This is a genomic window from Enterobacter cloacae complex sp. XAL002 (assembly GCF_049236805.1).
Taxonomy (GTDB): domain Bacteria; phylum Pseudomonadota; class Gammaproteobacteria; order Enterobacterales; family Enterobacteriaceae; genus Enterobacter; species Enterobacter intestinihominis.
Map to the genome: position 1 here is coordinate 109,339 of NZ_JBMKJN010000010.1, position 18,745 is coordinate 128,083.

At 57.0% G+C, this 18,745-nt stretch carries 17 protein-coding genes; 10 read left to right on the forward strand and 7 right to left on the reverse strand.

Features of this window, described 5'->3' with window-relative positions:
* Nucleotides 1-9: 9 nt before the first annotated feature.
* Genes kdpE through kdpF form a run of 6 tightly spaced genes read right to left on the reverse strand, consistent with a single transcriptional unit; the run spans nucleotide 10 to nucleotide 7,795 of the window.
* A complete protein-coding gene (gene kdpE, locus ACOT0L_RS11935; RefSeq protein ID WP_022647450.1) occupies nucleotides 10-687 on the reverse strand; it encodes a two-component system response regulator KdpE in 678 nt (225 codons plus the stop codon).
* Nucleotides 684-3,371, reverse strand: coding sequence for a two-component system sensor histidine kinase KdpD (gene kdpD / locus ACOT0L_RS11940; protein ID WP_023299605.1), 2,688 nt, complete (start codon nucleotides 3,369-3,371; stop codon nucleotides 684-686). Before kdpD ends, kdpE begins: the two co-directional genes overlap by 4 nt.
* Entirely contained in the window at nucleotides 3,372-3,947 is a 576-nt protein-coding gene (gene kdpC / locus ACOT0L_RS11945) for a potassium-transporting ATPase subunit KdpC (RefSeq protein WP_126503764.1), read from the reverse strand.
* Nucleotides 3,948-3,959: 12 nt separating this feature from the next.
* A complete protein-coding gene (kdpB, locus tag ACOT0L_RS11950) occupies nucleotides 3,960-6,008 on the reverse strand; it encodes a potassium-transporting ATPase subunit KdpB (RefSeq protein WP_023305699.1) in 2,049 nt (682 codons plus the stop codon).
* 18 nt (nucleotides 6,009-6,026) lie between these two features.
* Complete coding sequence (gene kdpA, locus ACOT0L_RS11955; RefSeq protein ID WP_126503762.1) at nucleotides 6,027-7,706, reverse strand: potassium-transporting ATPase subunit KdpA; 1,680 nt, start codon at nucleotides 7,704-7,706, stop codon at nucleotides 6,027-6,029.
* Nucleotides 7,706-7,795: a K(+)-transporting ATPase subunit F gene (gene kdpF / locus ACOT0L_RS11960; protein ID WP_003858638.1), complete on the reverse strand. Its 90-nt coding sequence runs from the start codon at nucleotides 7,793-7,795 to the stop codon at nucleotides 7,706-7,708. The genes kdpA and kdpF overlap by 1 nt, the downstream gene beginning before the upstream one ends.
* A gap of 310 nt (nucleotides 7,796-8,105) precedes the next feature.
* On the opposite strand from kdpF, the gene ACOT0L_RS11965 reads away from it, so the two are divergent.
* From ACOT0L_RS11965 to nei, 7 genes are all read left to right on the forward strand, one after another.
* On the forward strand, nucleotides 8,106-8,312 hold the full coding sequence (locus ACOT0L_RS11965) for a YbfA family protein (RefSeq protein WP_014069366.1): 207 nt from the start codon (nucleotides 8,106-8,108) through the stop codon (nucleotides 8,310-8,312).
* A 598-nt stretch (nucleotides 8,313-8,910) separates the two neighbouring features.
* The gene (gene phrB / locus ACOT0L_RS11970) at nucleotides 8,911-10,323 is read left to right on the forward strand and encodes a deoxyribodipyrimidine photo-lyase (protein ID WP_126503760.1); all 1,413 of its coding nucleotides are present in this window, start codon (nucleotides 8,911-8,913) and stop codon (nucleotides 10,321-10,323) included.
* Between the two features lie 10 nt (nucleotides 10,324-10,333).
* Nucleotides 10,334-11,077 carry a type 2 GTP cyclohydrolase I gene (locus tag ACOT0L_RS11975; protein ID WP_003858635.1) on the forward strand — a complete coding sequence of 248 codons (744 nt, stop codon included), beginning with the start codon at nucleotides 10,334-10,336 and terminating at the stop codon, nucleotides 11,075-11,077.
* 14 nt (nucleotides 11,078-11,091) lie between these two features.
* A complete protein-coding gene (pxpB, locus tag ACOT0L_RS11980; protein ID WP_022647457.1) occupies nucleotides 11,092-11,748 on the forward strand; it encodes a 5-oxoprolinase subunit PxpB in 657 nt (218 codons plus the stop codon).
* Nucleotides 11,742-12,674 (forward strand): 5-oxoprolinase subunit PxpC, encoded by a 933-nt coding sequence (gene pxpC / locus ACOT0L_RS11985; RefSeq protein ID WP_022647458.1) that lies wholly within the window; start codon nucleotides 11,742-11,744, stop codon nucleotides 12,672-12,674. The genes pxpB and pxpC overlap by 7 nt, the downstream gene beginning before the upstream one ends.
* The gene (pxpA, locus tag ACOT0L_RS11990; RefSeq protein ID WP_108367362.1) at nucleotides 12,661-13,401 is read left to right on the forward strand and encodes a 5-oxoprolinase subunit PxpA; all 741 of its coding nucleotides are present in this window, start codon (nucleotides 12,661-12,663) and stop codon (nucleotides 13,399-13,401) included. Before pxpC ends, pxpA begins: the two co-directional genes overlap by 14 nt.
* An 18-nt stretch (nucleotides 13,402-13,419) precedes the next feature.
* Nucleotides 13,420-14,211, forward strand: a complete 792-nt coding sequence (gene nei, locus ACOT0L_RS11995; protein ID WP_023305704.1) for an endonuclease VIII — start codon at nucleotides 13,420-13,422, stop codon at nucleotides 14,209-14,211.
* 84 nt (nucleotides 14,212-14,295) lie between these two features.
* Here the strand turns inward: nei and ACOT0L_RS12000 are convergent, their stop codons facing one another.
* Nucleotides 14,296-15,579 (reverse strand): citrate synthase, encoded by a 1,284-nt coding sequence (locus ACOT0L_RS12000; RefSeq protein ID WP_006809584.1) that lies wholly within the window; start codon nucleotides 15,577-15,579, stop codon nucleotides 14,296-14,298.
* A 639-nt stretch (nucleotides 15,580-16,218) separates the two neighbouring features.
* Between ACOT0L_RS12000 and sdhC the strand changes: the two genes are divergently transcribed.
* Genes sdhC through sdhA form a run of 3 tightly spaced genes read left to right on the forward strand, consistent with a single transcriptional unit; the run spans nucleotide 16,219 to nucleotide 18,730 of the window.
* Entirely contained in the window at nucleotides 16,219-16,623 is a 405-nt protein-coding gene (gene sdhC / locus ACOT0L_RS12005; RefSeq protein WP_026080740.1) for a succinate dehydrogenase cytochrome b556 subunit, read from the forward strand.
* The gene (gene sdhD, locus ACOT0L_RS12010; RefSeq protein WP_003858621.1) at nucleotides 16,617-16,964 is read left to right on the forward strand and encodes a succinate dehydrogenase membrane anchor subunit; all 348 of its coding nucleotides are present in this window, start codon (nucleotides 16,617-16,619) and stop codon (nucleotides 16,962-16,964) included. The genes sdhC and sdhD overlap by 7 nt, the downstream gene beginning before the upstream one ends.
* Nucleotides 16,964-18,730, forward strand: coding sequence for a succinate dehydrogenase flavoprotein subunit (gene sdhA, locus ACOT0L_RS12015; RefSeq protein WP_003858619.1), 1,767 nt, complete (start codon nucleotides 16,964-16,966; stop codon nucleotides 18,728-18,730). Before sdhD ends, sdhA begins: the two co-directional genes overlap by 1 nt.
* Nucleotides 18,731-18,745 lie beyond the last annotated feature (15 nt).

The following is an 18,745-nucleotide window of genomic DNA, read 5'->3' on the forward strand; positions in this document are numbered from 1 at the left end:
AATACTTATTCAGATCATAAACCGATATCCGATACCGGTTTCTGTTAATAAATGACGAGGACGCGCGGGATCGGCTTCAAGTTTCTGGCGAAGGTGTCCCATATAAATGCGTAAATAGTGACTATGTTCGACAGCATTCGGTCCCCAGACCTGGCTTAACAGCTGTCGCTGCGTTAACACTTTTCCGTGGTTACTGAGCAACACAGCCAGCAGACGAAACTCGATAGGCGTAAGGTGGATCTCTTCTTCCCCTCGCACGATGCGGCGGGCGGCAAGATCGACGCGGATATCGCCAAAGACGTACACCGGTTCAGAAGGAGTGGTGGCACTGTGTCGACGCAGCGCCACACGCAGCCGGGCCTGTAACTCGCCAATGCCAAACGGTTTGATCAGATAATCATCCGCTCCGGCATCCAGCGCGGCGATTTTATCCGTCTCTTCGGTGCGGGCAGAGAGCACCAGAATGGGCATCTGGCTCCACTGACGCACCTCACGAATAAAATCGATGCCATCGCCATCCGGGAGTCCCAGATCCAGGATCACCAGATCTGGCTTGCGGGTGGCGGCTTCAATTAACCCCCGTTGAAGCGTACCGGCTTCATGAACGCGCAAACCGTCGCCTTCCAGCGCGGTACGCAGAAATCGGCTGATAGCGAGCTCATCTTCAACAATCAGAACGTTAATCACAAATCCTCTGGTAATTCATCAAGTTCTGGTGGGGTTTCAAGAGGAAGTGTAACACAAAAGCGTGCCCCACCTTCCGGGCGGTTCTCTGCGGAAATGGTGCCGCCATGCACGTCAACAATCGCCTGGCAGATCGCCAGCCCCAGCCCGACGCCCGGAATGGCAGATTCCTTATTACCGCGCGCAAATTTTTCGAATATGGCGCGCTCCTGGCCGGCCGGAATACCCGGCCCGGTATCCCAGACATCGAGCCGCAGCACACGTTTATCCACCCTGGCAGCAATCCCCAGCCGGGCCTTTGCCCCGGCGTATTTAGCGGCATTTTCCAGAAGATTAATCAGCACGCGCTCAAACAGCGGGCCATCCACATGGATTAACGTCAGGGGTTCCGGCATGTCCAGCTCGATATGGCGCCCGCCGAGACCCGGCTCCAGCATCTTCAGCGCACTGCCGACAACCTCCTCAAGGGTGAGCCACTCTTTTTTGAGGTTAAACCCGCCGGACTGAATGCGCGCCATGTCCAGCAGGTTGTTCACCAGACGCGTGGTATTTAGCACGTGCTGACGAATTTCGCTGGCCTGCATCGCATGTTTTGATCCTTCCGCCGCCAGATCCAGCGTCAGAATTTCGGACTGACCAAACAGCACGGTAAGCGGGGTGCGCAAATCGTGAGACAGCGCTGCCAGCAGCGAATTGCGAATACTTTCGCGCTCGCTTGCCAGCCGTGCCTGCTCTTCGCTGGCGGTGAGCGCCAGCCGTTCAAGGGCGCTGGCGACCAGCAGGGTGAAGGTTTCCAGCAGGCGCTGCTGCTCGGGGATCATCAGCTGACGCAGGTTAGACGGCTCGACGATGACCAGCCCGTGATTTTTATCCGCGCTGCGCAGCGGCAGGATCTGGTAAGGCACCCCGGGCAGAGTGTCGGTGCCGGCACCGGCAGGTAAACCCTTATCAAAGCTCCAGCGGGCAATCGCTTCATCCCAGGGCGTCATCCCCGAAGGGGAGGTCAGCGGGCGAAGGCGCCCCTGCTCGTCGGGGAGCAAAATCAGGTTACTGGCATGAAAGGTCGAACGGATAAACTGCTCGCTGGTCTGGACGATATCCTGCTGCGTGCGACCGACCGCCAGCGATTTTGACATCTCATACAGATGGCGGGTGCGCTGCTCTCGATAGCGGGCAATGCGTGCCTGGTAGCGCACGCCTGCCGTCAGATTCCCGATCACCAGCCCGACGGTAAGCATCACGGCAAAGGTCAGAATGTACTGCACGTCCGAGACAGCAAGCGTCCCGCGCGGAGCGATAAAAAAGAGGTCGAAGCTGATGACGTTGATCACCGTTGCCAGCACCGACGGCCAGCGGCCATAAAAGAGCGCGACCACAACGACGCCCAGCAGATAAATCATGACCAGATTGGCGGCATCGAAGGCGATTAGCCACTGGCTGGCAATCACCGTAATCAGGGCGCAAAGGACCACGGCCACGAGGCAGCCCCGGATCTGGACGCGCCATTTATCGCCAAAGGTGCGTGCGTCCGGCGTACGGCCGGGCAGGGGGGCGGGCTTGTCATCCAGCGCGACGATGACTAAATCCAGATCCGGCGCGCGGCGTGCCAGCCTGTCGGCAAAAGATTCGCGGCTAAACCAGCGGCGATGCTGGCGACGTCCAATGACAATCTTGCCCAGGTTATGCTCGCGCGCGTAGCGCAGAATGGCTTTATCTTCCTGCGGATCGGACAGGGTTGCGGTTTCGGCACCCAGCTCCTGCGCCAGCCGCAGCGCGCTCAAAATGGCGCGACGCTGATTTTCCGGCAGGCCGTGAAGCTGTGGCGTTTCGACATACACCGCGTGCCAGACGCTGCCAAACTTCGCCGCAAGCCGGGCGGCGGTGCGGACCAGTTTTTCATTGCCGCTGCCGTGACCAATGCATAACAGAATGGCGTCACGCGTGTGCCAGACGCGCTCCCGCCCCTGCAGGTCCCGCCAGGCGCGCATCTGGTCATCTACGCGATCGGCGGTGCGGCGCAGGGCCAGCTCGCGCAGGGCAATCAGGTTTCCTTTGCGGAAAAAATGTTCGATGGCGCGTTCGGCCTGGCCGGCAATATACACCTTGCCTTCGTGCAGGCGCTGGCGCAGATCGTCCGGCGGCAGGTCAACCAGTACGACTTCATCGGCAGAATCAAAAAACGGATCGGGGACGGTTTCCCGCACCTGGATACCGGTTACCCCGCTTACCACGTCGTTCAGGCTTTCCAGATGCTGAACATTCACCGTGGTGAAGACGTCGATGCCGGCTTCAAGCAGCTCCTCAACATCCTGCCAGCGCTTCGGGTGGCGTGAGCCAGGCGCGTTGCTGTGCGCCAGTTCGTCCATCAGGATCAGCGCGGGGCGGCGGGCGAGGGCGGCATCAAGATCGAACTCCGTCACCAGCCGACCGCGATGGCTGATACGCTGGGGCGGCTGCGTCGCCAGCCCCGTCAGCAGCGCCGCCGTCTCTTTGCGACCGTGGGTTTCCACCACGCCGATGAGAATATCAAGCCCCTGCGCCCGAAGCCGCTGGGCTTCCGTCAGCATGGCGAAGGTTTTCCCGACGCCCGCGCAGGCGCCGAAGAAAATTTTCAGCTTGCCGCGGTGGGCTTCAGCCGTTTGTTCAAGCAGCCTGTCCGGATCCGGGCGCATGGGCTCTTCGGTCATTTAGTTCTTCCTTAGCGCATCCAGCGCCAGATTCAGCTCAACAATGTTCACTATCGTCATGCCGATGAAGCTGACCAGCGGCTTTTGCGTATGTTCTGCAACCAGCTGGCTCACCTGCTCGACGGTCAGCTGACGGGCGGCGGCCACGCGTGGGATCTGCCACGCCGCTGCGTCCGGCGTCAGGCTGTACTCCAGCCCGCTCGCGGAGGCGGTGACCAGCTCAACCGGCACCTCACGGCTGGCCTGCGGATTCGCGGCGCGCAGGGCGGCAACGCGTTCAGCAACGGCTTTGTCCAGGTCAGGATTACTGCCAGCCAGATTGCTGCCGCCGGATGCCATTGGATTATACGGGCTTTCCGCAGTGGCGGAAGGGCGTCCCTGGAAGTAGCGCGGGTCCGTAAAGTTTTGCCCAATCAGACGCGAGCCGCGGTTTTCACCGTTCTGGATAATCAGCGAGCCGTTGGCCTGGTCCTCAAACCACCACTGGCCCAGCGCGGTTGTCATCAGCGGGTAAAGCCCGCCGGTAATCAGAGACAGCAGAATAAACAACAGTATAGCGGGACGTAACATCGTCATGAGATTCACCTTTTAAACCAGCCCGAACAGCGTTAACAACATGTCGATAACCTTGATCCCAATAAAGGGCACCACCAGCCCACCCAGACCGTAAATCCACAGGTTACGGCGCAGCATGGCGGCGGCCGTCAGCGGCTTATAGCTCACCCCTTTCAGCGCCAGCGGAATAAGAAAGACAATAATCAGCGCGTTGAAGATCACCGCGCTCAAAATGGCCGAGGCTGGAGAGTGCAGGTGCATCACATTCAGGGCATTCAGCTGCGGATAGGTTGCCGCAAAGGCCGCCGGGATAATGGCGAAATATTTCGCCACGTCGTTGGCGATACTGAACGTGGTCAGCGAGCCGCGCGTCATCAGCATCTGCTTCCCGATATGCACCACTTCGATCAGCTTGGTCGGGTTCGAGTCGAGATCCACCATGTTGCCCGCCTCTTTTGCCGCCTGGGTACCGGAGTTCATCGCCACCGCCACGTCGGCCTGCGCCAGCGCCGGGGCGTCGTTGGTGCCGTCGCCGGTCATCGCCACCAGACGACCTTCCGCCTGATACTGGCGAATGAGCGCCAGCTTTGCTTCCGGTGTCGCTTCGGAAAGGAAATCATCCACGCCCGCTTCGGCGGCAATGGCCGCCGCAGTCAGACGGTTATCCCCGGTGATCATCACCGTTTTAATGCCCATCTTACGCATCTGGGCGAAACGCTCTTTTATACCGCCTTTAACGATATCCTTCAGGGCGATAACCCCCAGAACGCTTGCACCTTCCGCCACCACCAGCGGGGTTGCCCCCTGACGCGCTACGCTTTCCACCAGATGGTCGACTTCCGGAGGGAAATGTCCATTATTGGCTTCAATATGACGGCGAATGGCATCAACGGACCCTTTACGGATCATTCGGTCCTGAATGTTAATTCCACTCATGCGGGTTTGCGCCGTAAAGGGCACGAACGTGGCGTGCAGGCTTTGTACGTCGCGCTGGCGCAGGTTAAAGCGCTGCTTGGCGAGGATCACGATACTGCGACCTTCCGGCGTCTCATCGGCCAGCGAAGAAAGCTGCGCCGCGTCGGCCAGCGTTTTTTCATCCACGCCGGGAGCAGGTAAAAAGTCAGAGGCCTGACGATTACCCAGGGTGATGGTCCCGGTTTTATCCAGCAGCAGTACGTCTACGTCACCCGCCGCTTCAACGGCGCGTCCGCTGGTGGCGATGACGTTCGCGCCAAGCATACGGCTCATCCCCGCCACGCCAATCGCGGAAAGCAGGCCGCCGATAGTGGTGGGGATCAGACAGACCAGCAGGGCGATCAGTACGGTGATGCTGACCGCTGTACCGCCGTAGGCGGAGAAGGGCCACAGGGTCGCCGTTGCCAGCAGGAACACAATGGTGAGCGCCACCAGCAGAATGGTCAGGGCGATCTCGTTCGGCGTTTTACGACGCTGTGCGCCTTCCACCATGGCGATCATCCGGTCGAGAAAGGTTTCGCCCGGGTTAACGCTGCACTGGATCACCAGCCAGTCGGAAAGAATGCGCGTTCCGCCAGTAACTGAGGCGAAATCTCCGCCCGACTCACGGATCACGGGCGCGGATTCCCCGGTAATAGCGCTTTCGTCTACCGACGCGCCGCCCTCAATTACCTCCCCGTCGCAGGGGATGATGTCCCCGGCTTCCACCAGCACCACGTCACCTTTGCGCAGTTCATCCGCCGGAACGTGGTCCATCTGCGCGCCGTATTTAGGTTCGCGTAATTTGCGCGCAAAGGCGGTTTTTTTGACCCCTTTCAGACTGTTGGCCTGCGCCTTACTGCGGCCTTCCGCCAGCGCTTCGGCAAAGTTGGCGAACAGCACGGTAAACCACAGCCACAGGCTGATGGCGCCGGTAAAGGTTGCATTTCCTGAAAGGTGTCCCGTTCCCATGGCAATCGCCAATGCGGTGGTGAGTAAACTTCCAGTCCAGACAATAAACATCACCGGGTTGTGCCACTGCACGCGCGGGCTCAGTTTTTTTACCGCATCCATGAGGGCCTGACGAACTAAGGTTGGTTCGAGCAGGGCCAGTTGTTTACGACTCATGACAAATTCTCCGCAAAATCAGCGTAAAGAGAGATATTCCGCAACCGGGCCTAACGCGAGGGCGGGGATAAAGGTCAGGGCACCTACCAGCAGAACGGTGCCAATCAGCAGGCCGACGAAAAGCGCGCCGTGAGTCGGTAACGTACCGGTAGTGGTCGGCTGGATCTTCTTATTCACCAGTGTTCCGGCGATCGCCATGACGGGAATAATCACGCCGAAACGACCGAAGAACATGCAGAACGCCAGCAGACAGTTCCAGAACGGTGAGTTGGCACTTAACCCTGCAAAGGCGCTGCCGTTGTTGTTTGCGGCAGACGAAACGGCGTAAAGCACTTCGCTAAAGCCGTGAATGCCCGGGTTAAAGATGCCGCTGCGCCCGGCGTCGGTCATCAGCGCCAGCGCGGTACCGAGCAGCACAAGGGTGGGGGTGACCAGGATTGCCAGCGCGGTTAATTTCATTTCGCGGACGTCGATTTTTTTGCCGAGATATTCCGGCGTGCGGCCGATCATCAGCCCGGCGATAAACACGGCGAGCAGAACGAACAACAGCATGCCGTACAGCCCCGAACCGACCCCACCGAAGACTACCTCGCCAATCTGCATCAGCCACATCGGGATCATGCCGCCAAGCGCGGTGAAAGAGTCGTGCATGGCGTTCACCGCCCCGCAGGAGGCCGCCGTGGTGACCACCGCATAGAGGCTGCTGGCAAGAATGCCGAAGCGGCTCTCTTTGCCTTCCAGGTTGATATTGCTGTTAGCCCCCAGCTGCATGAAGTGGCTGTTGCCGTTCCATTCGGCCCACATCACCAGTGCTACGCAGACCACGAAGATTAACGACATGGCCCACAGCAGCGTACGGCCCTGGCGGCGATCGTTAACCACATCGCCAAAGGCGAAGCAGAGCGCGGCGGGGATCAGGAAGATCGCCAGCATCTGTACAAAATTGGTTAATGCCGTTGGGTTTTCAAACGGATGCGATGAGTTGGCGTTGAAGAAGCCGCCCCCGTTGGTGCCCAGCATCTTGATTGCTTCCTGCGACGCCACTGGCCCCATTGGCAGGAGTTCCCTGCCCCCTTCAAGCGAGGTGTAAGGGGTATAAGGCAGCAGGTTTTGCAGAGTGCCTTGCTGTATAAAGAACAGGGCAATAATCAGCGCAACAGGCACCAGGATCCAAAGGGTGATGCGCGTGACATCAACCCACGCGTTGCCGAGCGTGCTGACATTCTGACGGGCAAACGCGCGCGTCAGGGCGAAGATCACCGCGATACCGCTGGCTGCAGACAGAAAGTTTTGCACGGTTAACCCGGCCATCTGGCTGAAGTAGCTGAGCGTGGTTTCACCGGCGTAAGACTGCCAGTTGGTATTGGTGACAAAGCTGACCGCCGTGTTCAGCGCCAGATGCCAGGATAAACCTGGTAACTGCTGCGGATTCAACGGCAAATTGCCCTGGAGCATGAGCAGCGTAAAGAGGGCAATAAGCCCCACGATATTCAGAAGCAGTATCGCCATCAGGTACTGGCCCCAGCTCATTTCGCGGTCGCTGATACCTGAAATGCGCCAGAGCACGTTTTCAATTTTTCGCGTACCCAGCAGTGGCACGTTGTTTATCAGCCGTGCCAGCGCTGTTCCCAGCGGCCTGGCGAGCACAAGCAGCAGCAGTAAAAAGCTGGCAATAAGCAAAAACGCCTGAGCAGCCATCAGAATGCCTCCGCATTAATCAGGGCATAAATCAGATAACCCAATAACAGGAACACCAGCACGATGCCGGCAATCAGACCTGCACTCACACTCCACCTCCGGGTGACTTTTGTTGTTGTACAAACGGTAGGATTTGTGGCGCAAAGATTTCGCAAAAATCAGAAGGGCAGGTGTAAAAAAAGTATAAAAATGGGAAAGACCACAATTTAACTATTGTTAAGTAAATTGTTAACTTTTTTGTAACTTAATTACAGGCGTGAATGTAAATATTCACGAAATGGATGAAAATAAGTGGTCGGATGAGTAGTAAAATTACAAACAAAGCGGTATTATTTTAACCAGGTCACAGATTTCACATTTTCCGGAGACGGTTTCCGGCCAACTACAGGGGAGAAAAATATGGATCTTTATAAAGAGTATCCGGCTCATATCGTGTTCATGCGTCGCACTTTCGCCGTAGTGGCTGGCGTGCTGGCCCTGCCGGTGATGCTGTTCTGGAAAGATCGCGCACGTTTTTACAGCTATCTGCACCGCGTCTGGGCGAAAACCAGCGAAAAGCCGGTGTGGATGGATCAGGCCGAGAAAGCAACCTGCGATTTCTACTGATACGGTGTGACATCGTAGCCATAAAAAAACCGCCTACAGCAAAGTGGCGGTTTTTTTGTCCCTCGGGATTCGCGGTCCGTTGGGTAATCTTGCAGCCCCTACCCGGGATTTTTATCATACCCTTCTTTAAAAAGTTCGCAATCCACTTCACCTTTATAAATTCCTAATTTTACTGAAATAACTTACTTTTGGCGTTGGTGTTAATTATGATGCCACGTCCCTTTCCGCCATCTCGCAAATGGGCATCGGTCCTGGGAAAGGTGTATCCATAGCCGTAAAGCAGCGCGCCTACCCGGGCTTGTGTCCACCGATTTATCACCGGTGGTGATAGGTGGAGCGGTTAGCAGCAGGGACCGCATAGTGAAACGCTATTTATGCATCGCGTTCATTGTCGCCAGCGCACTCGTTGTAAAGAGTGATAAACCGGATGTGTTTATTGCCTTTACCCCGATAGCGCAGGACAAGTAGCGTTAAGGCCGCCTCGGGCGGCCTTTTTTATTTCATCCCGTCTACACTTCATGGCAAAGTAGTTCAATGCGTGCCTTTTTCCTTTTACGGCATGCCCTTACGGACATAATGGACAATTGCCTGGAGTTTTATGCCCACCCATCTGGTTTGGTTTCGCGCGGATTTACGCATTCACGACAACTTCGCTCTCGCGGCCGCCTGCCGCGCTAAAGACGCGAATGTGCTGGCCCTGTTTATCGCCACGCCTGAACAGTGGCGGCAGCATGACATGGCGCCCCGGCAAGCGGCATTACTCAGCGCGTATCTGAATGACCTGCAACATTCACTGGCCGAAAAAGGCATTCCGCTGATCTATAAAGAGGCCCATGATTTTGCCGCACAGCTTGAGATGGTGCAGGCAATCTGTAAGCAGCACGCGGTAACGCGTCTTTTTTACAACTACCAGTATGAATTTAACGAGCAGCAGCGGGATCGTCAGCTGGAGAAAAACCTTACGGGCGTGGTCTGTGAAGGCTTTGATGACAGCGTGATGCTCGCACCGGGCAGCGTGATGACCGGCAGTCACGAAATGTATAAAGTTTTCACGCCGTTTAAAAATGCTTTTATCAAACGCCTGAAAGAGGGGCTGCCAGAATGCGTTCCCGCCCCGGCCATAAGAGGGGAAACGATAACGGATCTGCAGGACATCAGGCTGAATTATCCCCAGCAGTCGTTTGATGAAACGGTATTCCCCGCCAGCGAGAAAGCGGCTATCGCCCGGTTGCGTCAGTTCTGCGCGCAGGGGGCGGCGGATTACGAGGCGCGGCGGGATTTTCCAGCGATTGAAGGCACCAGCCGCCTGTCGGCCTGTTTAGCGCTGGGCGCGCTCTCCCCGCGCCAGTGTTTACATCGGCTACTGGCGGAACAGCCTCAGGCGGTAGACGGGGGGGCGGGCGCAGTGTGGCTGAACGAACTGATCTGGCGTGAGTTTTATCGCCATCTGATGACGTATCATCCTGATTTATGTAAACATCGCCCCTTCATTCGTTGGACCGATAAGGTACAGTGGCAGTCGAATGAGAAGCTGCTTAAGGCATGGCAGCATGGGCTCACCGGCTTCCCGATTGTTGATGCGGCTATGCGGCAGCTCAATGAAACCGGGTGGATGCATAACCGTCTGCGTATGATTACCGCCAGCTTCCTGGTAAAGGATCTGCTTATCGACTGGCGAACCGGAGAGCGTTATTTTATCTCTCAGCTGATCGATGGCGATCTGGCGGCAAATAACGGCGGCTGGCAGTGGGCGGCCTCCACCGGCACGGATGCGGCTCCCTATTTTCGGATCTTTAATCCGACCACGCAGGGACAACGATTTGACGTCGACGGCGAGTTTATCCGTCGCTGGCTGCCTGAACTTAAGGATGTCCCCGCCAAAGCCATTCATGAACCCTGGGCATGGGCGGATAAACAGCGTGTTACCCTGAACTATCCCCGTCCCATTGTCGACCATAAACAGGCGCGCGTCGCCACGCTGGCGGCGTATGAAGCAGCCCGAAAAGTTTGAGAGAATGATGATGAAAAACAGTGAACTGGAACGCCTGATTAACGAAAAACTCAACACCGCCTCGTTTAGCGACTACGGTCCGAATGGCTTACAGGTGGAGGGTCGCGAGACGGTGCAAAAAATCATCACCGGCGTAACGGCAAGCCAGGCGCTGCTGGATGAGGCGGTGCGTCAGGAAGCCGACGCGGTGATTGTCCATCACGGTTATTTCTGGAAAAACGAATCACCGATTATTCGCGGCATGAAGCGCAACCGTCTCAAAACGCTGCTGGCGAATGACATCAACCTGTACGGCTATCACCTGCCGCTCGATGCGCATCCTGAACTGGGGAATAACGTTCAGCTTGCGCAGCTGCTGGGGATTACCGTGATGGGCGAAATTGAACCCCTGGTGCCGTGGGGTGAACTGTCGATGCCGGTTCCGGGTCTGGAGCTGGCATCGTGGATCGAAGCACGCCTGGGGCGTCGTCCGCTGTGGTGCGGCGACACCGGGCCGGATACCGTGAAGCGCGTGGCATGGTGCACCGGCGGCGGCCAGGGCTTTATTGATAGCGCGGCGCGTTTCGGTGTCGACGCCTTCATTACCGGCGAGGTTTCCGAGCAGACCATTCACTCTGCCCGTGAACAAGGCCTGCATTTTTACGCGGCAGGCCATCACGCCACCGAGCGTGGCGGCATCCGCGCCCTCAGCGAGTGGCTGACGGAAAATACCGATCTGGATGTGACGTTTATTGATATCCCTAATCCGGCCTGATGAGAGGTAGTTAAGTGCAGCGAGCGCGTTGTTATCTTCTGGGTGAAACCGCAGTGGTTCTGGAACTTGAGCCTCCGGTGACGCTTGCCACGCAAAAGCGTATCTGGCGTCTGGCTCAACGACTGCCCGAGCTACCTGGCGTGGTTGAAGCTATTCCGGGTATGAATAATATCACCGTGGTGCTGCGTGATCCGCACACGGGGGCGCTGGATGCCATTGAGCGCCTGCAACGCTGGTGGGAGGAGAGCGAGGCGCTGGAGCCGGAATCGCGGACGATTGAGATCCCGGTTGTCTATGGCGGCAAGGGAGGCCCCGACCTTGGCGTCGTGGCCGAACACTGTGGATTAACGGAGAAGCAGGTTGTGGAGCTGCATAGCTCAGTCGACTATGTCGTCTGGTTTTTGGGATTTCAGCCGGGTTTCCCCTATCTGGGCGGGTTATCGCCCCAGTTGCATACGCCGCGCCGGGCTGAGCCACGCCTGAGCGTACCGGCGGGCAGCGTGGCGATTGGTGGTGAGCAAACGGGAATTTATCCACTCGCCTCGCCGGGAGGCTGGCAGCTTATCGGGCACACGTCCACGCCGTTATTTGAACCAGGCCAGGACGCGCCCATACTCCTGCGTCCGGGGGATACCCTGCGCTTTATCCCGCAAAAGGAGGGGATATGTTAACGCTTATTCGCGCAGGGCTTTACACCTCGGTACAGGATGCCGGGCGCTTTGGCCTGCGTCAGTCGGGCGTGAGCTACTGCGGTGCGCTTGATCGTCCCTCGCTGGAGATTGCCAACCTGCTGGTAGGCAACGCCGGCAGCACGGCGGCGTTAGAAATTACGCTGGGTCAGTGCGTGATTGAGTTTGGTCAGGAAACCTGGTTTGCCTTAACCGGCGCGGGCTGTGACGCGACGCTGGACGGCAAAGCGGTGTGGACCGGCTGGCGCCTGCGGGCGAAAGCCGGACAGCGTCTGACGCTCAAGCGTCCTCTGCACGGCGTGCGCAGCTATCTTGCGGTGGCGGGAGGTATCGACGTGCCGGAGGTGCTGGGCTCATCCAGCACCGACCAGAAAGCGGGAATGGGCGGACATGAAGGACGGCTGCTGCGCGACGGCGATCGCCTGGCGATTAAGCCATCAGCTCGCCATTTCACCACCACGCAGGGCGTGAAGCAGCTGCTGTGGGGGAACCTGATCCGCGCCCTGCCGGGGCCGGAATATCATGAGTTCGATGAGGCCTCAAAAGAGTCTTTCTGGCGCTCGCCATGGAAGATCAGCCCGCAGAGTAACCGCATGGGTTACCGGCTTCAGGGCCAGCCGCTGACCCGCACGACTGACCGGGAGCTGCTTTCCCATGGTCTTTTGCCGGGGGTGATTCAGGTGCCGGGCAACGGCCAGCCTATCGTACTGATGAACGATGCGCAAACCACGGGAGGATATCCGCGTATTGCCTGCATTATCGAAGCGGATCGCTACCATCTGGCGCAAATTCCTCTCGGTCAGCCAATTCATTTTGTGCAGTGTTCGCTGGAGGAGGCGCTGAAAGCCCGTCAGGATCAGCAGCGTTATCTCGAACAGCTGGCGTGGAGGCTCGATGGTAAAGATTGATTTAAACGCCGATCTGGGGGAGGGCAGCAGCGCCGATGCGGCGCTGATGACGCTGGTCTCCTCGGTGAACATCGCCTGTGGGTTTCATGCCGGCGATGCGCAGACCATGCTGGCGAGCGTGCGCAATGCCGTGAAAAACGGCGTGGCGATAGGCGCTCACCCCAGCTTTCCGGACCGGGAAAACTTTGGTCGCACGGCGATGGATCTGCCGCCTGAGACGGTTTACGCGCAAATGCTCTACCAGATCGGCGCCCTGGAGGCGATAGTGCGCGCTGAGCAGGGCGAGATGCGCCACGTCAAGCCGCACGGCATGCTCTATAACCAGGCGGCGAAAGCTCCGGGGCTGGCAGACGCCATTGCCCGCGCGGTACGGGACTGCAATCCGCGTCTGATTCTGGTTGGCCTGGCGGGCAGCGAGCTTATCCGTGCCGGCGAACGGCTGGGGCTGATTACGCGGCAGGAAGTGTTTGCCGATCGGGGATACCTGCCGGACGGTAGCCTGGTTCCGCGTACGCAGGCCGGTGCGCTGATCACCGACGAAGGTAAAGCGCTGGCGCAGACGCTGGAGATGGTGCGCTTCGGGCGAGTAACCTCAACGGAGGGTACAACGGCAAACGTTCAGGCTGATACGGTGTGCTTACACGGTGACGGCGAGCATGCGCTCCAGTTTGCACGACGCCTGCGGGCGGCGTTCTCGGAAGAGGGCATTGTTGTCAGCGCAGAATAATCATGAAAGGACAATAACATGCCAGAAGGTCCGGAGATCCGCCGCGCGGCGGATAGCCTGGAGGCGGCGATAAAGGGCAAACCTCTGACACACGTCTGGTTTGCCTTTCCTCAACTCAAACCGTTTGAATCGCAGCTGGTGGGACAGACGGTGACCCACATTGAAACGCGCGGCAAAGCGTTACTCACCCACTTTTCCCATAACCTGACGTTATATAGCCACAATCAGCTTTACGGCGTCTGGCGGGTGGTAAAGGCGGACGAGCAGCCGCAAACGACCCGCGTGCTGCGAGTGCGGCTACAAACGGCGGATAAGGCGATCCTGCTCTACAGCGCTTCTGATATCGAAATGTTAACGCCGGAGCAGTTGCTCACGCACCCGTTCTTACAGCGGGTTGGGCCGGACGTGCTGGATATGCGCCTGACGGCAAGCGATGTGAAAGCCCGGCTGTTATCGCCCACATTCCGCAACCGGCAGTTTTCCGGGCTGTTGCTCGATCAGGCATTTCTGGCGGGGCTGGGAAACTACCTGCGGGTGGAGATCCTCTGGGAAGTGGGGCTGGCGCCGCAGCACAAAGCGTCGCAGCTAAGCGATGAAAAGCTGGAGGCGCTGTCGCACGCGTTGCTGGATATTCCACGGCTGTCGTACAACACGCGCGGCATGGTGGATGAGAACAAGCATCACGGGGCGTTGTTTCGCTTCAAGGTGTTTCATCGGGCGGGTAAAAAGTGTGAGCGGTGTGGCGGGGTGATTGAGAAGGCGACGATCTCTTCCAGACCGTTTTACTGGTGTCCAGGGTGCCAGATGTAAAAAAGCCGGGTGGCGGCTACGCCTTACCCGGCCTACATCTCGCACTTGTAGGCCCGGCAAGCGAAGCGCCGCCGGGCGTGTTTTTTAGCGCTTAATATCAGACTTAAAGTCACGCTGCTCGTAGCCGGTATACAGCTGACGAGGACGGGCGATTTTCATGCCTTCGCTGTGCATTTCGTTCCAGTGCGCAATCCAGCCCACGGTACGCGCCATGGCGAAGATCACGGTGAACATGGAAGACGGAATACCCATCGCTTTCAGGATGATACCGGAGTAGAAATCGACGTTCGGGTAGAGTTTCTTCTCGATGAAGTACGGGTCGTTCAGCGCGATGTGTTCCAGCTCCATCGCCACTTCCAGCAGATCATCTTTGGTGCCCAGCTCTTTCAGCACTTCGTGGCAGGTCTCACGCATAACGGTCGCGCGAGGGTCGTAGTTTTTGTAAACACGGTGACCGAAGCCCATCAGACGGAAGGAGTCATTCTTGTCTTTCGCGCGGCGCACGAACTCAGGAATGTGCTCAACGGAGCTGATCTCTTCCAGCATCTTCAGTGCTGCTTCGTTCGCGCCGCCGTGCGCCGGTCCCCACAGGGAGGCGATACCCGCAGCGATACAGGCGAACGGGTTCGCGCCGGAAGAGCCCGCGGTACGGACGGTAGAGGTCGAGGCGTTCTGTTCGTGGTCAGCGTGCAGGATCAGAATACGGTCCATCGCGCGTTCCAGCACCGGGTTCACTTCGTACTCTTCACACGGCGTGGAGAACATCATGCGCAGGAAGTTACCTGCGTAGGAGAGGTCGTTGCGTGGATACACAAACGGCTGACCGATAGAGTATTTGTAACACATCGCCGCCATGGTAGGCATTTTGGACAGCAGACGGAACGCCGCGATATCACGGTGACGTGGGTTATTCACGTCCAGAGAATCGTGGTAGAACGCCGCCAGCGCACCGGTAATACCGCACATGACCGCCATCGGATGAGAGTCACGACGGAACGCATGGAACAGACGGGTAATCTGCTCATGGATCATGGTGTGACGGGTCACGGTGGTTTTAAATTCATCGTACTGGGCCTGCGTCGGTTTTTCGCCGTTCAGCAGGATGTAGCACACTTCCAGATAGTTGGATTCGGTGGCTAACTGATCGATGGGGAAGCCGCGATGGAGCAGGATACCTTCGTCACCGTCAATGTAGGTGATTTTGGATTCGCAAGATGCGGTAGAGGTGAATCCAGGGTCAAAGGTGAATACCCCTTTGGAACCCAGCGTACGGATATCAATAACATCCTGACCGAGCGTGCCTTTTAGCACATCCAGTTCAATAGCATCATCACCATTTAGGGTGAGTTTTGCCTTTGTATCAGCCATTTACGGTCTCCTTAGCGCCTTATGCTTAAGACTGCGCTTTACCGGATTTGCTTTCAGCTGTTAATCATCGTTACCAGATTGTTATTTGGCTTACCGCTCAGCTCACGAGGAGAAACCAGGGTACAGAGCTATGGCGCCTTGCAGGTAAACGAATGAAATATCAGTGAAACAACAGCAAATCAGCGTTTTTGCAGTCCGAATTATTCAAACCTGTATATCACTAATAACTGTCCTGATAACTTCGGTCAATACCATCACACTGTTACATAACTATTTGTCAGGTGAAAGAGAGACCTCATAACTTTTGCGCATTATATGCCTTTTCTGATGACGTTTGTAACAATATTGTTTAACATTTGTCAAATCAGATGATTAAAAATTAAAAAGATGTTGTTATCGTGACCCCGATCACTGTTCCAGAGAAAACCCAACAAACTGTATGTAGGTTAATTGTAATGATTTTGTGAACGGCCTATACTGCCGCCAGGTCTCCGGAACACCCTGCAATCCCGAGCCACCCAGCGTTGTAACGTGTCGTTTTAGCATTTGGAAGCAATGTTTTGCATGACGCGTAGTTATAGAAAAGGAACGCTGTCTGACCCGCATCGCAGTCCGGAGGAAGGAAACAATAAGAACAGCATGTGGGCGTTATTCATGATAAGAAATGTGAAAAAACAAAGACCTGTCAATCTGGATCTCAAAACGATCCGATTCCCTGTAACAGCAATAGCGTCCATTCTGCACCGTGTTTCTGGTGTGATTACGTTTGTGGCGGTCGGTATCTTGCTGTGGTTACTGGGAACCAGCCTCTCATCCCCTGAAGGATTCCTCCAGGCCTCAGCCATCATGAACAGCTTCTTCGTGAAATTTATCATGTGGGGCATTCTGACCGCACTGGCCTATCACGTGGTTGGCGGCGTTCGCCATATGCTGATGGACTTTGGCTACCTGGAAGAGACGTTCGAGGCCGGTAAACGTACCGCTAACATTTCATTTGTGATCACTGTCGTGCTTTCACTTCTCGCAGGAGTTCTCGTATGGTAAGCAACGCCTCCGCATTAGGACGCAACGGCGTACATGACTTCATCCTGGTCCGCGCTACCGCCATCGTCCTCACGCTCTACATCATCTATATGATCGGTTTCTTCGCCACTAGCGGCACACTGACGTGGGAAATCTGGAGTGGTTTCTTCGGATCGGCCTTCACCAAAGTGTTCACCCTGCTGGCCCTGTTCTCCATCCTTATTCATGCCTGGATTGGCATGTGGCAGGTGTTGACCGATTACGTTAAACCGCTGGCGATTCGCCTTCCGCTGCAACTGATTATTGTTGTTGCTCTGCTGGTTTACGTCATTTATGGATTTGTTGTGGTGTGGGGTGTGTAATGAAACTGCCAGTCAGAGAATTTGATGCTGTTGTGATTGGTGCGGGTGGCGCAGGTATGCGCGCCGCACTGCAAATTTCCCAGAGCGGCCAGACCTGTGCGCTGCTCTCTAAAGTATTCCCGACCCGTTCCCACACTGTGTCTGCGCAGGGCGGTATCACCGTTGCGCTGGGTAATTCCCATGAAGATAACTGGGAATGGCACATGTACGATACGGTAAAAGGTTCCGACTACATCGGCGACCAGGATGCCATCGAATATATGTGTAAAACCGGCCCGGAAGCGATTCTGGAGCTGGACCACATGGGTCTGCCGTTCTCCCGTCTGGAAAATGGCACCATCTATCAGCGTCCGTTTGGCGGCCAGTCGAAAAACTTCGGCGGCGAACAGGCGGCACGTACCGCAGCAGCGGCTGACCGTACCGGTCACGCTTTGCTGCACACCCTTTATCAGCAAAACCTGAAAAACCACACCACCATCTTCTCCGAGTGGTATGCGTTGGATCTGGTGAAAAACGCCGATGGCGCGGTGGTGGGTTGTACCGCACTGTGCATTGAAACCGGTGAAGTGGTCTATTTCAAAGCGCGCGCAACCGTGCTAGCCACCGGCGGCGCAGGCCGTATCTATCAGTCCACTACCAACGCCCACATCAACACCGGTGACGGCGTTGGGATGGCTATCCGCGCTGGCGTGCCGGTGCAGGACATGGAGATGTGGCAGTTCCACCCAACCGGTATCGCCGGTGCGGGCGTGCTGGTGACAGAAGGCTGCCGTGGTGAAGGTGGCTATCTGCTGAACAAACATGGCGAGCGCTTTATGGAGCGTTATGCCCCGAATGCGAAAGACCTGGCGGGTCGTGACGTGGTGGCGCGTTCCATCATGATCGAAATCCGTGAAGGCCGCGGCTGCGACGGCCCTTGGGGCCCGCATGCGAAGCTGAAACTCGACCATCTGGGTAAAGAAGTGCTGGAATCCCGTCTGCCGGGCATTCTGGAATTGTCCCGCACCTTCGCCCACGTCGACCCGGTAAAAGAGCCGATTCCGGTTATCCCAACCTGTCACTACATGATGGGCGGTATTCCGACCAAAGTGACCGGTCAGGCGCTGACCGTGAACGAGCAGGGTGAAGACGTGGTCATCCCTGGTCTGTTCGCGGTAGGCGAAATTGCCTGCGTATCCGTGCACGGCGCAAACCGTCTGGGCGGCAACTCCCTGCTGGACCTGGTGGTATTTGGCCGTGCGGTGGGGCTGCATCTCCAGGAATCTATTGCCGAGCAGGGCGCGTTGCGTGATGCGACCGACGACGAAATTGATGCCTCTCTTGAGCGCCTCAACCGCTGGAACGGCAACCGTAACGGCGAAGATCCGGTGGAAATCCGTAAAGCGCTGCAAGAGTGTATGCAGCACAACTTCTCGGTATTCCGTGAAGGTGACGCGATGGCCAAAGGGCTGGAGCAACTGAAAGCGATCCGCGAGCGTCTGAAGAATGCCCGTCTGGACGATACCTCGAGCGAGTTCAACACCCAGCGCGTTGAGTGCCTGGAGCTGGATAACCTGATGGAAACCGCGTTCGCGACCGCGATGTCGGCAAACTTCCGTACCGAAAGCCGTGGCGCCCATAGCCGCTTCGACTTCCCGGATCGTGATGACGAAAACTGGCTGTGCCATTCCCTGTATCTGCCAGAGTCGGAAACCATGACGCGTCGTAGCGTTAACATGGAACCGAAACTGCGTCCGGCGTTCCCGCCGAAGATTCGTACTTACTAATGCGGAGACAGGATA

Coding starts and splice junctions, on each gene's coding strand:
- kdpD (WP_023299605.1), bottom strand. CDS start 3,371: ATGACCGAAGAGCCCATGCGCCCGGATCCGGACAGGCTGCTTGAACAA.
- kdpC (WP_126503764.1), bottom strand. CDS start 3,947: ATGACGATGTTACGTCCCGCTATACTGTTGTTTATTCTGCTGTCTCTG.
- kdpB (WP_023305699.1), bottom strand. CDS start 6,008: ATGAGTCGTAAACAACTGGCCCTGCTCGAACCAACCTTAGTTCGTCAG.
- kdpA (WP_126503762.1), bottom strand. CDS start 7,706: ATGGCTGCTCAGGCGTTTTTGCTTATTGCCAGCTTTTTACTGCTGCTG.
- ACOT0L_RS11965 (WP_014069366.1), top strand. CDS start 8,106: ATGGATCTTTATAAAGAGTATCCGGCTCATATCGTGTTCATGCGTCGC.
- phrB (WP_126503760.1), top strand. CDS start 8,911: ATGCCCACCCATCTGGTTTGGTTTCGCGCGGATTTACGCATTCACGAC.
- ACOT0L_RS11975 (WP_003858635.1), top strand. CDS start 10,334: ATGAAAAACAGTGAACTGGAACGCCTGATTAACGAAAAACTCAACACC.
- pxpC (WP_022647458.1), top strand. CDS start 11,742: ATGTTAACGCTTATTCGCGCAGGGCTTTACACCTCGGTACAGGATGCC.
- pxpA (WP_108367362.1), top strand. CDS start 12,661: ATGGTAAAGATTGATTTAAACGCCGATCTGGGGGAGGGCAGCAGCGCC.
- nei (WP_023305704.1), top strand. CDS start 13,420: ATGCCAGAAGGTCCGGAGATCCGCCGCGCGGCGGATAGCCTGGAGGCG.
- ACOT0L_RS12000 (WP_006809584.1), bottom strand. CDS start 15,579: ATGGCTGATACAAAGGCAAAACTCACCCTAAATGGTGATGATGCTATT.
- sdhC (WP_026080740.1), top strand. CDS start 16,219: ATGTGGGCGTTATTCATGATAAGAAATGTGAAAAAACAAAGACCTGTC.
- sdhD (WP_003858621.1), top strand. CDS start 16,617: ATGGTAAGCAACGCCTCCGCATTAGGACGCAACGGCGTACATGACTTC.
- sdhA (WP_003858619.1), top strand. CDS start 16,964: ATGAAACTGCCAGTCAGAGAATTTGATGCTGTTGTGATTGGTGCGGGT.